We start from the raw sequence: 12909 nt of genomic DNA, 5'->3' as shown, positions 1-12909 counted from the left end.
GCGTTGTCAGCCGTTTCCGCCCATGCGCTGCAGGATCGCCCGCTTTGCGGCTGCGAACTCCTCGTCCGTCAGCACCCCGGCGGCGTGCAACTCGCCCAGCTCGCGCAGCCGGCGCAGCACGGCGTCATGGTCGCCGCCCGGAACCGCGGCCTCCGAACTCGCCCGCGCCGCCGCCGCTTCGGCGGGGGCCGCCGACGCCTCCGCGGACGCCGCGGGCGGCTCCTTGCGGAACTCCGGCGGCACCGCGTCCGCCGGCTCCTCACCGGCTGCGGGCAGCGCCGCGGCCGCCTGCCCGGACCCGCCGCCTGCCGCGTCCTCCGGCGCGTGGGGGTGCGGCAGCCGTACGGTCACCGCCGCCGCCAGCAGCACCGCCTCGCCCAGCTCCCTCTTCGTCCCCCACAGCGCCAGCGTGTGCGGATCCTTGTCCACGGCGAGGAAGACCACCGTCCGGTGCGGCCGGAACCGCAGGCCGCCCATCCCCATGCCCGCGGCAGGTATCCACTCCGCCGCCGCCAGGTCGGCGAGGCGGAGCGTCCTGTTCCCCGTGGCCTTCTTCACCTCCTCGACCAGGCCCTTCCACTCCACCCGGATCCGTTCGCCGTCGAACGTCGCGTTGCCGTCCATGCCGGACACGGTCAGCGGCACCGCGGGGCCCGGCAGCAGATAGCGGTCGACGGGCCCGTCCGGCACCTGGTCCAACAGCAGTGCCCTGCGCACCTCTTCGGCGAAGTACTCCGCCACCCCGCCGCGGTCGCGCTCCGGCCGCAGCAGGTACGGGCTCGCCGCCTCCGGCAGCCGGCCGCCCGCGGCCCGCAGCAGCGGGCACGCGCCGTCGCGCAGCCGCAGCCGCAACACCCCGCCCTTGCGCCCGGGTTCGTACGCGATCCCCGCCACCGCCGGCAGCGGCACGGCGACCTCGCCGAGCAACTGCCGCAGCTTGTGCACCCCCCGATCGCGGCCCGGGATGATCCGTATGATCTCGCCGTCGAACTCCCAGCTACCGTCCTTCGCGATCACCTCGGCCATGCCGTGAGTCTATGGCGCGCTCACGTGAACGTCAGTTCGCCTGGAATCCGCTCTAGACGTCAACGCTCTGTCACCTTGCCGACGCACCGGGTATGGACAGCGGTTGCCCCCAGCAATTGCAATACCGCGCATGACGCCTCCGAACCCGCAAGACGCCCTGCGTGCCGCCGCGGCGCACGTGAGCCGCCGCCGCTTCCTCACCGTCACCGGTGCCGCCGCCGCGCTCGCCTTCTCCGTGGGTCTGCCGCAGGCCCACGCGGACGAGCCGGCGGACCCGGCGACGATACGCCAGGAGCCCTTCACCCTCGGCGTCGCCTCCGGCGACCCGGCCCCCGACGGCGTGGTGCTGTGGACCCGGCTCGCGCCCGCGGCGTTCGAACCCGACGGCGGGATGCCGCCGGCCCCCTTCCTGGTCGACTGGGAGATCGCCCACGACGAGGGCTTCCGCCGTGTCGTCCGGCGCGGACGGGAGCTCGCCCACCCCGAGTTCCACCACACCGTGCACGTCGAGGCCGACGGACTCGCGCCCGGGCGCCCGTACTACTACCGCTTCCGGCTCGGCCCCTGGATCAGCCCCGTCGGCCGTACGAGCACCGCGCCCCCGCAGCACGCGCGCAACTCGGCCATGCGCTTCGGCGTGGTCGCCTGCCAGAACTACCCCGGCGGCTACTACACCGCCTTCAAGCACCTCGCGAACGAGGACCTCGACGCCGTCTTCCACCTCGGCGACTGGATCTACGAGGGCGCCGTCGCCTCCACCGGCGGCAGCCGCGCCTACCCCGCGGGCACCCTCCCCGCCGTCTTCAACCACGAGACGGTCACGCTGGAGGACTACCGGCTGCGCTACGCGCTCTACCGCAGCGACGCCGACCTGCGCGCCGCCCAGGCAGCCCACCCCTGGATCCTCACCTGGGACGACCACGAGGTCGAGAACAACTACGCGGGCGCCATCTCCCAGGACAACCTGCCGCCCGACGAGTTCCTCGTCCGCCGGGCCGCCGCCTACCGGGCGTACTGGGAGAACCAGCCGCTCCGCAGGCCGCAGCGCCCGCGCGGTGCCGACCTGCGGCTGTACCGGCGGCTGCACTACGGCACGCTCGCGCAGTTCGACGTCCTCGACGGCCGGCAGTACCGCAGCGACCAGGCGTACGGCGGCGCCTGGGCGCGGCCGGGGGGCGACGCGGACGACCCGGCGCGCACGATGCTCGGCGAGCGGCAGGAGCACTGGCTCGCGGACGGCTGGCGCGACTCGCGCGCGCGGTGGAACGTCGTGCCGCAGCAGGTCGTACTCGCCGAGCGGCGCAGCGAACCGATCGAGGAGTACACCGTGAGCATGGACGCCTGGGACGGCTACACCGCCGCCCGCACCCGGTTCCTGGACGCGGCCGAGGCGGCGGGGGCGGAGAACCTCGTCGTCCTCACGGGCGACGTGCACGTGCACTACGCGATGGACGTCAAGCGCGACTACGCCGACCCGGCCGCGCCCGCCGTCGCCAGCGAGATCGTCGCCACCTCCATCAGCAGCGGCGGCAACGGCGCCGAGCGGCCCGCGAGTTACGACCGGCTCACCCAGGCCAACCCGCACCTGCGGTTCTACGACGGCCGCCGCGGCTACGTGACCGTCGCGCTCGACCGCGAGCAGTGCCGCGCGGACTTCCGCGTCGTGCCGTACATCACCACCGAAGGCGCCCCGGTCGCGACCGCGGCTTCCTATGCGATCGAGGCCGGGCGGCCGGGACTGCACCGGGTGTGACGGTCCCGCCGACGGGCGCGTGGCCGCCCGCGTGAGCGGACCCGGCACCGCCGCCCGACCCGGCGGTGCCGCCCGAACCGCCCGCACCGCCCGGGCCGGTGGCGGCGAGCGAGCGGCTGACGGCCGCGACCCTGAGCCACAGGGCCGCGGCCTTCAGCGCGGAACCGGCGCACAGGCCCCAGGCCGCGCCGAGTACGCCCCCGGCGGCGTAGCCGGTGAGCATGCAGCCGACCGAGAGCAGGGAGAAGACGACCTGGATCGGCAGCGTGCTCTCCGGCCGCAGCACGCGCAGCGTGAGCAGCGCGCTGGTGCCCAGCGCTATGCCCGCGTATTGGCTGCCGGTCGCGGGCAGCAGCGAGGACGTGGACGCCCAGGTGTCGCCGAGGAGTTCGCGTCCCGCGGAGTCGGGCAGCAGGACGAGCACCGTCGTCCAGGCGGCGGCGGTGCCGGCGAGCAGGACGGCGAGGGCGGCGGCGGAGCGGAGCTTGCCGCGCAGGTTCGGGATCCGGTTCATCACCGGCGGGCCGAAGGAAGTCGCCGAGTTGTAGAGGACGTTCATCGGCCCGTAGAGCGTCGTCGCACCGCGCAGCGCGCCGACCGCGAGCTGGCTGGCGACGAGCCCGAGGCCGATGACCGACAACTGGGTCGCGCCGTTGCCCACCGCGAACTCCACCACGAACCGGCGGCCCAGGTGCCCCCGGCGCAGGTACCGCCGCCAGTCGCCGCGGGCGCCGCGGAGCCGGTACCCGGCCAGCGCCAGGCAGAGCAGCAGCGCGGGCAGCGCGGACGCGCCCCACACGGCGATGAGCCGGGCCGGGGACGAGCCGTCCGGCTGCAGTACGAGCGCCGGGACGGCGACGACGAGCCGCAGCAGGTCGGCGAGGAGCGCATGGTGCGGCAGCCGGAGCGCGGCGAAGCAGTACCGCAGCACGTCGTGGAGGAGGACGACGGGCAGCACCACGCCGAGCATGGCAAGACCGTGTGCCAACTCGCCCGGCACCAGCGCGAGCAGCAGCGCCGCCGTGCCGCCGACCGCGGTGGACGACAGCGCCGAGAACGTCACCGCGGAACGGCACGCGGACGCGACGCCGGTGGGCGGCGGGCGCGGCGCGTCGGGGTCGGGCTCCGCCCAGGACGGGATGACCGGCCCGTCCTGGGTGGCGCCGGCCCCGTCGGGCCCCGCGCCGGAACCGCCCGCGCCCGCCCGGCCGTTCTTGCCGCCGTCGCGCTCCAGCACCAGCGCCTGACCCACGAAGCTGCTCTGCACGCCCAGCACGACGGTGAACGTCATGTAGACGAGGGAGAAGACCGCGAACCCCTCCGCCGACGACTCCCGCGCCGCGACCACCAGCACCGCGATGTTCGTCAGCGCCGCCACGCCCTGGTCGGCGACGGAGGAGGCGATCGCCCAGCGGGCGCGCATCTACCGCCGCGAGGAGCGCACGGCCCGGCTGTCGGCCGGGTAGTCCGCCCCCGTGGCCTCGGCCGGCGGCGCCGGCACCCCCGTGCCCGCACCGGCCTCGCCGCCGCGCCCGTCGCCCCGGGCGCCGCCGCGGCCCCCGCCTCTGCCGGACCGGCCGCGCCCGCCGGCGTCGGGCTCGCCGCTGCCGTGCGAGTGCAGCACCGCGCCGAGCACCGTGCCGCCCGCGCCCGATATCAGCTCGCGGATGCGCGCCAAGTCCTCGCGGTGCACCTGCCGTGGGTCGCAGACGACGAGCACGCCGTCGACCCGGTCGGCGAGCGCCAGCGCGTCCGCGTACGACAGCACGGCCGGCGCCAGCACCACCACGACGGAGCCCGGCGCGTCCGCCTCCGAGATCAACTGCGTGGCCGGTGCGGACGTCAGGGCCCGCGCGGCGTTGCGCACCCGGGTGCCGGGGATGAGGTCGAAGGCGCCGGACTCGCCGGCGTCGATCGGTATCTGCAGGCCCGTCGGCCAGCCGCCGTCACCGCGCGCGGGCGTACGGGCCCAGCCGGGCCGCACCCCGTCGGCGGCGCTGAGCCGCGCCGACAGGCTCGGCGTGCGCAGGTCCGCCTCAACGAGCAGCACCTCGTGCCCCATCTCCACGAACGACGCGGCCAGGTTCACCGAGACCGCGGCGGGGATGTCTATGCTGCCCCGCGGCGCCACCACCAGCAGCCGCCGCCGGTCGGCGAACCGCTGGTCGTACGCCAGCCGGAAGGCCATCGAGCGGTACTCCTCGGCGACCCGGCCGGTGGCCAGCAGCCCGCCGGGTCTGCGGGTGCGCGGCAGGGTGCCCAGCACCGGGGCGTGCAGCGCCCGTACGACATCGCTCTCCGAGCGGGCCGTGGGGTCGAAGACCAGCCGCACCCAGGCGACGAGCAGCCCGAGGCCCACGCCGAACGCGGCGCCGAGGCCCAGCAGCATGAAGATCCCCGGCCCCGCCGGCTCGGCGGGCGGCGTGGCGTCCCGCACGACGTGCCCCGGGGTGGTGTCCAGGGCCTGGAGCTTGGCGCGGTCGGCGGTGATCTGGCCGATGCTCTGGCTGAGCGAGGAGCGCGCGGAGAGCGCCGACTCCAGCGCGCGGCCCTCGCCGAGCGACTCGATCTCGCTGTCGAGCGCGTCCCGCTCCGCGATCAGCGGTTTGACCTGGTCGTCATAGGCCTCGACCATGTTGTCGATCGTCCGCTTGCTCTTGTCCTCGCGGTACGCGAGGTAGGCGGCGGCGAAGGCGTTGGAGCGCTCGGCGGCGGTCTCGGGGTCGTCGGCGCTGTAGTCGAAGCGGAGCACCAGCGTGTTCGGCGGGTTGGTGACCTGGAGGCCGTGCTGGAGCTTCTCGCCGTCCTCGGGGTGGTCCACCTCGTCGGCGACGATCTTGGCGACCGCGTTGCTCGCGGCGGTCTGCCGCTCGGTGCCGATGTTCTCCTTGATGGCCGTCGCGTCGCTGCCGGAGGAGAAGGGGTCGAGGCTGACCTGGCGGAGCGTGACCTCGCTGGACGCGATGTACTCGTCGCCGGAGGCGAGGGCGATCCACCCGCCGCCCAGCAGCCCGAGGACGACGCCCAGGACGATCATCCCGCGGTACCGCAGCAGTTGCCGGAACTGGTCGCGCAGCAGGTCGGGCTCGTCCTGCGGCTGCATGCCGTGGCTCTCGCCGGGAACGTGCTGTGACATGGTCTCGGCCCCCTCAACCGGTCTTGTCAGTATGCGCGACGGACCCCCCGGCCGGCTCCCCGGCCGCCTTCCGCCTGTGGATAACCGGCCGGTTGTGGACAACCGCCGCCTCGTCCGCGGCCCCGTCTCCCGCCCCGTCCGCCGCCTCGTCCCCGGCCCCGCCGGCCGCCCCGGTCCGAGCCCCCTCCAGGGCCTCGTCCAGCAGCGCCGTGATCCGGCCCAGACCCGCCTCGCTGCTCAGGTGCTCCCGCACGTACACCGGCCCCCTGGCCCCCAGCGCGTCGGCCGCCTCCCTGTCCGCGGCCAGCGTACGCACCGCCTCCAGCAGCGCCGCCGGGTCCTCCGGCGGCACTACGACCCCCGCGCCCGCGCGCCGCATCTCCTCCGCCGTGCCCCCGCCGTCGGCGACCGAGGCGACCACGGGCCGTCCGGCGGCGAAGTACGAGGTGAGCTTCGACGGCACGCTCATGTCCAGCACCGACGAGCGCTGCGTGACCGCCAGCACGTCCGCCGCGGCCAGCACGTCGGTGAAGTCGACGGAGTCGGCGGGCGGCAGGAAGTCCAGGTTCGGCAGCCCCGCGCCCAGCGCGGCCAGGTGCGCGCGCTGGTTGCCGTCGCCCATCAGCACGACCCGCAGCGAGGGGGCCGTACGGGCCGCCTCGACGAGCACGTCCAGGCCCTGCTTCAGCCCCATGTTCCCGGAGTGCAGCAGCACCGTCTGGCCCTCGCGCCACCCCAGCCGGGCGCGCATCTCGGCGCGCGGCCGGGTGGGCCCGGTCACGTGGGACCAGTTGGGGACGACACGTATCCGCTTCTCGTCGACGCCCATCGCGGCCACGCGCGGAACGAACGTCTCGTGGATCACCCCGACCAGCGCCGCCCGCCGCAGCACCCGGGACTCCACAGCGCGCGCCGCCGCGGCCGCGCGGCCCCCGCCGCGGATGCCGCTCTGCGCCGCCGCGGCGCCCATCAGGTCCTGGACGACGGGTATGTACGGCACCCCGTGGCGGCGGGCGAGGCGGGCGCCGAGCGCGCCCCCGGCCAGGCTCGGCAACTGCGCGACGACCGCGTCGGGTGCGGGCATGCGGGGCGGCGCGGCGATGCCGTGGGCGAGGATCGACGCCTCGTAGAGCGCGCGCCGTACGGCGGTCTGCCGTGCGGGGACGGAGTGGCGGCGGCGGTGCAGGCGGACGCCGGCCCGCTCCTCCTCCTTGCGCCAGAGACCGCGGTACTCCTCGGCGACGCGCCAGTTCGGGTAGTGCGGCATGCCGGCCAGCACATGCACCTCGGCGTGACCGGTCTCGACCCAGTGCTCCGCGATCTGTGTCGCATATGGCCCGATTCCTGCCTGTTCCGGCGCATAGTTGGTCGAAACCAGCAGTACTCGCGTCACCATGCCATCCCTCGTTTGCCTTCCCGAAGCCCGGGTTGCACCTTATCCGCACCTGCCCGTTATGGTTGACACTCCTGGCGCGCTGGGGGTTGCGCACATATCAGGGGGAATACTTGGGGGGTGCCGTGGCGCACACGGTCGGCTATGCACCTGGGGTCTACGACCTCTTTCACGTCGGACACCTGAACATCCTCAGGCACGCCCGCAGCCGCTGCGACTATCTCGTCGCGGGCGTCGTCTCCGACGAGATGGCGCAGTTGGCGAAGGGCCGGGCCCCGGTCGTGCCGCTGGTCGAGCGGCTGGAGATCGTACGCAGCATCCGGCACGTGGACGCCGCGTTCGTCGAGACCGTGCCCGACAAGCTGGAGACCTGGCAGCAGGTCCGCTTCGACGTGATCTTCAAGGGCGACGACTGGCGGGGCACGCCCAAGGGGGACAAGCTGGAGGCCGACTTCAGGACGGTGGGCGTGGAAGTGGTCTATTTCCCGTACACCGTGCACACGTCGAGCACCCAACTGCGCCGCGCACTCGACGCGCTCGCGGACCGCGGCCCGCGCGGCGAGACCCCCGTCAGCTCGTCGCAGACAGCTCCCGGAACCATTTCGCCATAAACGCGATCAGGAACAGCGCCGCCGCCACGGCCAGCGCCGTATAACCGGCGAGAAAGGCGCTCTCGCTGCCCAGCAGCAGGAACACCACGCAGAAAACGCCGTAGTCGACGGGCAGCAGCGCCACCGCGCGCAGCCGCGAGGGCGGCGGGGCGGGCGCGGGGGCGGCGCCCGGGGCGGGCTTCGGCTTGAGCTTGTCGGCCAGCAGCCCGCCGCAGAAGATCAGCACGGCCGCGAGCTGGAAGCCGAGCGGCAGCAGCAGCCAGGCGTCCGACGAGAGGTCGAAGAACCGGTAGAACGAGACGAGGACGGCGGCGTGCACGGCGGTGACCTTCGCGCAGTCGACGACGTGGTCGAGCCACTCGCCGGCCGCGCTCGACTCCCGGCGCAGCCGCGCGAGCTGGCCGTCGGCCGAGTCGAGGGCGAAGCCGACGACGAGCAGCGCGTACACCGCGAGGGCCAGGCCCCAGCCGGGGCGCACCAGCGCGACGGCGGCGATCCCGCCGCCGGTGAACGCCGCGCTGAGCAGCGTCACATGGTTCGGCCGCAGCCCGAGGACGTACGCCCCCGCCGCGAACACCCGCCCCAGCGGCCGGTTGACGTGGCGCGAGTAGAGCGAGACGCCCTTCGCCGTTTTCTGAGCATTGCGCAACTCGCTCAGTGCTGCCCCGAATGTCATGCGCAGCATGATGATCGCTCGGACCCGTCCCGGGGAAGGGTTTTGGCCCGCCGGAGGGGAATGAGAGCCGAATCACTGCCCGCCGGGACGCCCGCCCCGGCAGATCCGGTCCCGATCCGATGACCGGCCCCGGAACCGGTAAGGTGACGCCGTTCCCAGGCCCCGCGCAGGAGTCGGAGAAAAAGATCATGCCGATACGCCGCTTCCGGGTGGCCGTCGCCGCGGTGCCGATGCTGGCCGCGCTGCTGACGCTCACGGGCTGCGTCACGGTCCACGGCGAGGAGGTGCTCCAGCCCGCCGTGAGCACGGACGAGGCGGGCCGCGTCCTCGACCGGTTCGGGAAGCTGAACAACAAGGCCAACGAGGACTACGACCTCGAGGTCAACTCCCGCATCGAGGCCGGCGGGCTCCGCGAGATCGACCAGGCGGGCCTGACGGTGCGCAAGGCGGACTACCCGGAGGGCAACCCCGACTACGAGCCGCTGGAGTTCAGCGACACCCGGTATCTGATACCCCAGCAGCGCGGCTGGCCGCGGTGGTTCGTCGCCGACACCCTCACCAACCGCAACGAGCTGCGCTGGCTCCTGGTCTTCGTCAAGGAAGGACCGGAGGCGCGCTGGCACGCGACGCACCTGTCGCTGCTGGACGAGACCGAGCAGGCCGAGATCGGCAAGTTCGCCGAGGACGAGGACGGCCACGTCCGCCGTGTGCCGCTGGGCGCCTCCGCCGGGCTGACGGTCGCGCCGGGGCAGGTGGGCAAGGCGTACGCGGCGTATCTGAAGGACGGCCGGGGCGACGACTTCGCGCCGGGGCAGCACACCTCCGAGCGCGTCGGCGCGCGCGATCAGTACCGGCGCACGCCGGAGTACGTCACGCAGTACGTCGACGAGGCCACCCCCGAGTACCCGCCGGTCGCGCTGCGGCTGGCCGACGGCGGTGCGCTGGTGCTCTTCACTACCCGGCACTTCGTCAAGCAGACGGTGGCCGAGGGCCGCGAGGTCGAGGTGCCGGCGGCGGCCGAGCCGCTGATGAAGGGGGAGGGGACGCCGGAGAAGTCGCTGACGATGGAGCGGGTCTCGCAGCAGGCGGCGGTGGTGCCGCCGCGCGAGGACAAGGGCGACGGAATCGTTTTCTACAACCGCCTGGAAGGGCTCGTGGGCGCCGAGGGGAGCTGAGCCGGGAGGAGTTGCGGGCGGAATGCGGCGTACGCGGACGAACCGTCGGCCCGCCGCGCGGTTGCCCGGCGCGGTGCGCGTGCCGTCAGCCGGGAGTGCGTGCCGTCAGCCGGCGCCGCTTGCCCTCAGCTCAGCGGCCAGGCCGCCTCGCGCTCCCGCTCCGCGCCCGCGTACGCCGCGCACGCATCCGTCAGCGCCTCCAGCAGCGTCAGCGGGTCCGGCAGCGGATGCTCGGGACCGCGCAGCCACGTCACGCCGTCGTCCCCCGGCAGCCGCGCCGGCGGCACCAGCACGTAGCTGCCGCGGCAGTGCCAGCGCAGCCCCGGGTGCTCGTCCATGGTCTCCGGGCGGCAGTCCAGCTCGCAGGGCCACCACTCGTCCTCGTCCTCCGGCGTCCCGCGGGTGGAGGTGAAGAAGAGCATCCGCCCCGGCCCCGGCGGCTCCGGGCTGACGGCCACCGGGCCGACCGCGACACCTTCCCCCTCCAACTGCGCCAGCGCCCGCGTGCCCGCCTCCTGCGGCACGTCGAGCACGTCGTGGCTGCGGCCCGTGGCGGTGATGAAGTTGGCCTCGGGCTGGGCGGCGAGCCACCGCTCGACGCGCTGCGCGTCGGCGCTGGCCTGCGTCTGCCAGGCGAAGGAGACGGGATGGCGGCCGGGGGAGGGACAGCCGATGCGGTCGCAGGAGCAGCCGTAGCCCTCCGGGTACGCGGCGGGCGCCAGCGGCAGGCCCGCGTCGGCGGCGGCGAGCAGCAGTTCCCTGCGCTCCGCGGCGGCCGCCTGCAGGCGCTCCGCCGCGGCGGCACTGCCGCGCGTCCGGCCCCGGCGGGTGCCGGGAAGCCACTGCGGAAGCCTGCGTACTCGTGCCATGCGTCCCCTCACCTCGGCCCGTCGTCCCTAGGACCCGATCCTCATGCTGCCACCGCAGCGGGTGCCCGTAGGCCGACCCTGTGCCACGGTATGCCATCCGGTCCGCGGGCCGCCCTCAGGTACCGAGGGCGCGGATGCCGCCCCGGCGGCGCCTCGCGGCCCGGCCCATACGCCCGGACCTGCGCGGATGCGGCCGATCCCGGGCCACGGGGCCGCCGCCCGCCCGCCGCCGTACGCGATGAAAACGTGACCACCGGTCACCTGTGCGTATGGCGCTAAATGCGCCTTTGGCGGGCCGCACTCCTCGTCCGCACCCCCGCGCCCCGCGGCGCGACCCCGGCCACCCGTGCCGCACTACTGCGCGCGCGGCCGTTCACCGGGCACCATTCGGTTACGTGCGTCGGCGTGCGCGATCCGCGGGCCGGCGCTTGGACGTCAGCAGTGAGGAGCCCTCGTTGTTGCGCACAGCCTCGGCGCGCCGGTACCTGATGTGCCCACCGGCACACTTCGCCGTCACGTACTCCATCAACCCGTGGATGGACCCCGCCAAACCCGTCGACCTCCAGCTCGCGCTCGCGCAGTGGGAGGACCTGGTCGCCCGTCAGCGCTCCCTCGGCCACACCGTCGAACTGCTGGAGCCCGACCCCGCCCTGCCGGACATGGTCTTCGCCGCCAACGGCGCGCTCGTCGTCGACGGCCGCGTGCTGGGCGCGCGCTTCGCGTACCCGCAGCGCAGCGGCGAGGCCGCCGCCCAGCGCCGCTGGTTCCGCGCGCACGGCTTCGCCGACTACCACCTGCCGGAGCACGTCAACGAGGGTGAGGGCGACTTCGCCGTCACCCGTTCCTGGATCCTCGCGGGCCGCGGCTTCCGCAGCAGCCCCGAGTCGCACGCCGAGGCGCAGGAGTACCTGGGCCGCCCGGTCATCGGCCTCGACCTGGTCGACCCGCGCTTCTACCACCTCGACACCGCGCTGTGCGTCCTGGACGACTCCACCGACACCGACGTCATGTACTACCCGGCCGCGTTCTCCCCGGGCAGCCGCGACGTCCTCGCCCGGCTCTTCCCCGACGCGCTCCTCGCGGCGGAGGAGGACGCGCTCGCCCTCGGCCTCAACGCCGTCAGCGACGGCCGCCACGTGCTGCTGCCGCAGGCGGCGGCCGGGCTGGTCGCGCCGCTGCGGGCGCGCGGCTTCGAGCCGGTCCCGATGGATCTCACGGAACTGCTCAAGGGCGGCGGCAGCGTGAAGTGCTGCACGCTGGAGCTGCGCGACTGAGCCGGCTACGCCCCGTCGTGGCCGTCGTCCCCGGGCGGCGGCCACGCGTCCCCCCACCGCACGTCCCGGGCGGCGCGGTAGCGGGGGCCCTGCCGCTTGGACACGGTGGCACGGGCCAGCCCCTCGCCGGCCGTGCACAGCTCCAGCAGCACCAGACCCTTGCGGAGCTGCGGATGCCGTACGACGCGCGCGGGCGCCGGCGCCCCGGCGGGGGCCCGTACCGCCGCCACGTACGAGAACTTCTCGTCCTCGTGCCCCAGCTCGCCGCCCTTGACCCGGCGGTGCAGCGCGGAGCGCTGCACGCGGGCGGCGAAGTGGCACCAGTCGGCGGTCCCCTCCATGGGGCACCGCGCGCTGTGCGGGCACGGCGCCAGCACCTCGTAGCCGGCTTCGACGAGCTGCCGCCGGGCCGCGAGCACCCGCAGACAGCCCTCCGGAGTCCCCGGCTCCACGACGACGACGGCCTCCTCCGCCGCCTCTGCGGCGGAGGCGACGACCTCGCGCCGTACCTTCTCGGGCAGCTCGCCGAGGAGGTACGACACGGTGACGAGCCCGGCCGGGGCCCACCCGGGGCCCGCCGGGGCGGCGCCGAGTGCGCGGCGGCGCCACTCGGCCCCGCGTACCGCGGGGGCGGCGGCGCCTGCGGCCAGTGCGCCGCCGAGCGCCAGCGCCGGCTCGGCCTGGTCGAGGACGACGGTCGGGCGCGGCCCGGTCGGCCAGACCGCCGCGGCCGCCCAGACGGCTGCGCCGGTCCCGCCGCCCACGTCGAGGTGGCTGTCCGGTGCCCAGCCGGGCGTGGCTTCGGCCAGCGCGCCGAGCGCGGCGCGTACGGCCTGGAAGGTGGCCGGCATCCGGTACGCGGCGTACGCCGCCACGTCGTCCCGGTCGCGCAGCGCCGGGGCCGGGCCGCCACCCCGGTAGCCGGCGATGAGCCGCTCCACGGCCGCCGCCGCCCGCCGGGTGCCGACGCCCTCCAACTGCCGTCCGAGCGCGCCC

General features: G+C 74.7%; 11 protein-coding genes. 4 read left to right on the top strand and 7 right to left on the bottom strand.

Annotated features, from left to right (window positions below; genetic code table 11):
* Positions 1–6: 6 nt before the first annotated feature.
* Positions 7–1026, bottom strand: a complete 1020-nt coding sequence (locus tag DMB38_RS07585) for a DUF4429 domain-containing protein (RefSeq protein ID WP_125934507.1) — start codon at positions 1024–1026, stop codon at positions 7–9.
* A 130-nt stretch (positions 1027–1156) separates the two neighbouring features.
* Between DMB38_RS07585 and DMB38_RS07580 the strand changes: the two genes are divergently transcribed.
* Positions 1157–2779, top strand: a complete 1623-nt coding sequence (locus tag DMB38_RS07580; protein ID WP_125934506.1) for an alkaline phosphatase D family protein — start codon at positions 1157–1159, stop codon at positions 2777–2779.
* Here the strand turns inward: DMB38_RS07580 and DMB38_RS07575 are convergent.
* The 3 genes from DMB38_RS07575 to DMB38_RS07565 are packed head-to-tail and all read right to left on the bottom strand — an operon-like array spanning position 2700 to position 7311.
* Positions 2700–4202, bottom strand: a complete 1503-nt coding sequence (locus DMB38_RS07575) for a hypothetical protein (protein ID WP_125934505.1) — start codon at positions 4200–4202, stop codon at positions 2700–2702. The genes DMB38_RS07580 and DMB38_RS07575 overlap by 80 nt on opposite strands.
* Positions 4203–5915, bottom strand: coding sequence for a lipopolysaccharide biosynthesis protein (locus DMB38_RS07570; RefSeq protein WP_240662016.1), 1713 nt, complete (start codon positions 5913–5915; stop codon positions 4203–4205).
* Between the two features lie 13 nt (positions 5916–5928).
* Positions 5929–7311: a glycosyltransferase family 4 protein gene (locus DMB38_RS07565; protein WP_125934504.1), complete on the bottom strand. Its 1383-nt coding sequence runs from the start codon at positions 7309–7311 to the stop codon at positions 5929–5931.
* A gap of 122 nt (positions 7312–7433) precedes the next feature.
* On the opposite strand from DMB38_RS07565, the gene DMB38_RS07560 reads away from it, so the two are divergent.
* Positions 7434–7919 (top strand): adenylyltransferase/cytidyltransferase family protein, encoded by a 486-nt coding sequence (locus tag DMB38_RS07560; protein ID WP_125934503.1) that lies wholly within the window; start codon positions 7434–7436, stop codon positions 7917–7919.
* Here the strand turns inward: DMB38_RS07560 and DMB38_RS07555 are convergent.
* Complete coding sequence (locus tag DMB38_RS07555) at positions 7879–8604, bottom strand: CDP-alcohol phosphatidyltransferase family protein (RefSeq protein ID WP_206337658.1); 726 nt, start codon at positions 8602–8604, stop codon at positions 7879–7881. The genes DMB38_RS07560 and DMB38_RS07555 overlap by 41 nt on opposite strands.
* 179 nt (positions 8605–8783) lie before the next feature.
* Here DMB38_RS07555 and DMB38_RS07550 point away from each other — a divergent pair, with 179 nt between their 5' ends.
* Positions 8784–9770: a hypothetical protein gene (locus DMB38_RS07550; RefSeq protein ID WP_125934502.1), complete on the top strand. Its 987-nt coding sequence runs from the start codon at positions 8784–8786 to the stop codon at positions 9768–9770.
* A gap of 125 nt (positions 9771–9895) precedes the next feature.
* On the opposite strand, the gene DMB38_RS07545 is transcribed toward DMB38_RS07550, so the two are convergent.
* Complete coding sequence (locus DMB38_RS07545) at positions 9896–10639, bottom strand: bifunctional DNA primase/polymerase (RefSeq protein ID WP_125934501.1); 744 nt, start codon at positions 10637–10639, stop codon at positions 9896–9898.
* A gap of 455 nt (positions 10640–11094) precedes the next feature.
* Between DMB38_RS07545 and ddaH the strand changes: the two genes are divergently transcribed.
* Positions 11095–11913: a dimethylargininase gene (ddaH, locus tag DMB38_RS07540; protein ID WP_346429495.1), complete on the top strand. Its 819-nt coding sequence runs from the start codon at positions 11095–11097 to the stop codon at positions 11911–11913.
* Between the two features lie 5 nt (positions 11914–11918).
* Here the strand turns inward: ddaH and DMB38_RS07535 are convergent, their stop codons facing one another.
* On the bottom strand, positions 11919–12890 hold the full coding sequence (locus DMB38_RS07535; RefSeq protein WP_206337801.1) for a small ribosomal subunit Rsm22 family protein: 972 nt from the start codon (positions 12888–12890) through the stop codon (positions 11919–11921).
* Between the last annotated feature and the right edge of the window lie 19 nt (positions 12891–12909).

The sequence above is a fragment of the Streptomyces sp. WAC 06738 genome, from assembly GCF_003945505.1.
GTDB lineage: Bacteria > Actinomycetota > Actinomycetes > Streptomycetales > Streptomycetaceae > Streptomyces.
The sequence above is the reverse complement of the archived record's forward strand: the minus strand, read 5'-3'. Positions and strand labels throughout refer to the sequence as shown.

What these genes read in the sequence shown, in the direction of transcription:
- DMB38_RS07545 (WP_125934501.1), bottom strand. Translation starts at nt 10,639, where the DNA reads ATGGCACGAGTACGCAGGCTTCCGCAGTGGCTTCCCGGCACCCGCCGG.
- DMB38_RS07580 (WP_125934506.1), top strand. Translation starts at nt 1,157, where the DNA reads ATGACGCCTCCGAACCCGCAAGACGCCCTGCGTGCCGCCGCGGCGCAC.
- DMB38_RS07555 (WP_206337658.1), bottom strand. Translation starts at nt 8,604, where the DNA reads ATGCTGCGCATGACATTCGGGGCAGCACTGAGCGAGTTGCGCAATGCT.
- DMB38_RS07585 (WP_125934507.1), bottom strand. Translation starts at nt 1,026, where the DNA reads ATGGCCGAGGTGATCGCGAAGGACGGTAGCTGGGAGTTCGACGGCGAG.
- DMB38_RS07570 (WP_240662016.1), bottom strand. Translation starts at nt 5,915, where the DNA reads ATGTCACAGCACGTTCCCGGCGAGAGCCACGGCATGCAGCCGCAGGAC.
- DMB38_RS07565 (WP_125934504.1), bottom strand. Translation starts at nt 7,311, where the DNA reads ATGGTGACGCGAGTACTGCTGGTTTCGACCAACTATGCGCCGGAACAG.
- DMB38_RS07575 (WP_125934505.1), bottom strand. Translation starts at nt 4,202, where the DNA reads ATGCGCGCCCGCTGGGCGATCGCCTCCTCCGTCGCCGACCAGGGCGTG.
- DMB38_RS07550 (WP_125934502.1), top strand. Translation starts at nt 8,784, where the DNA reads ATGCCGATACGCCGCTTCCGGGTGGCCGTCGCCGCGGTGCCGATGCTG.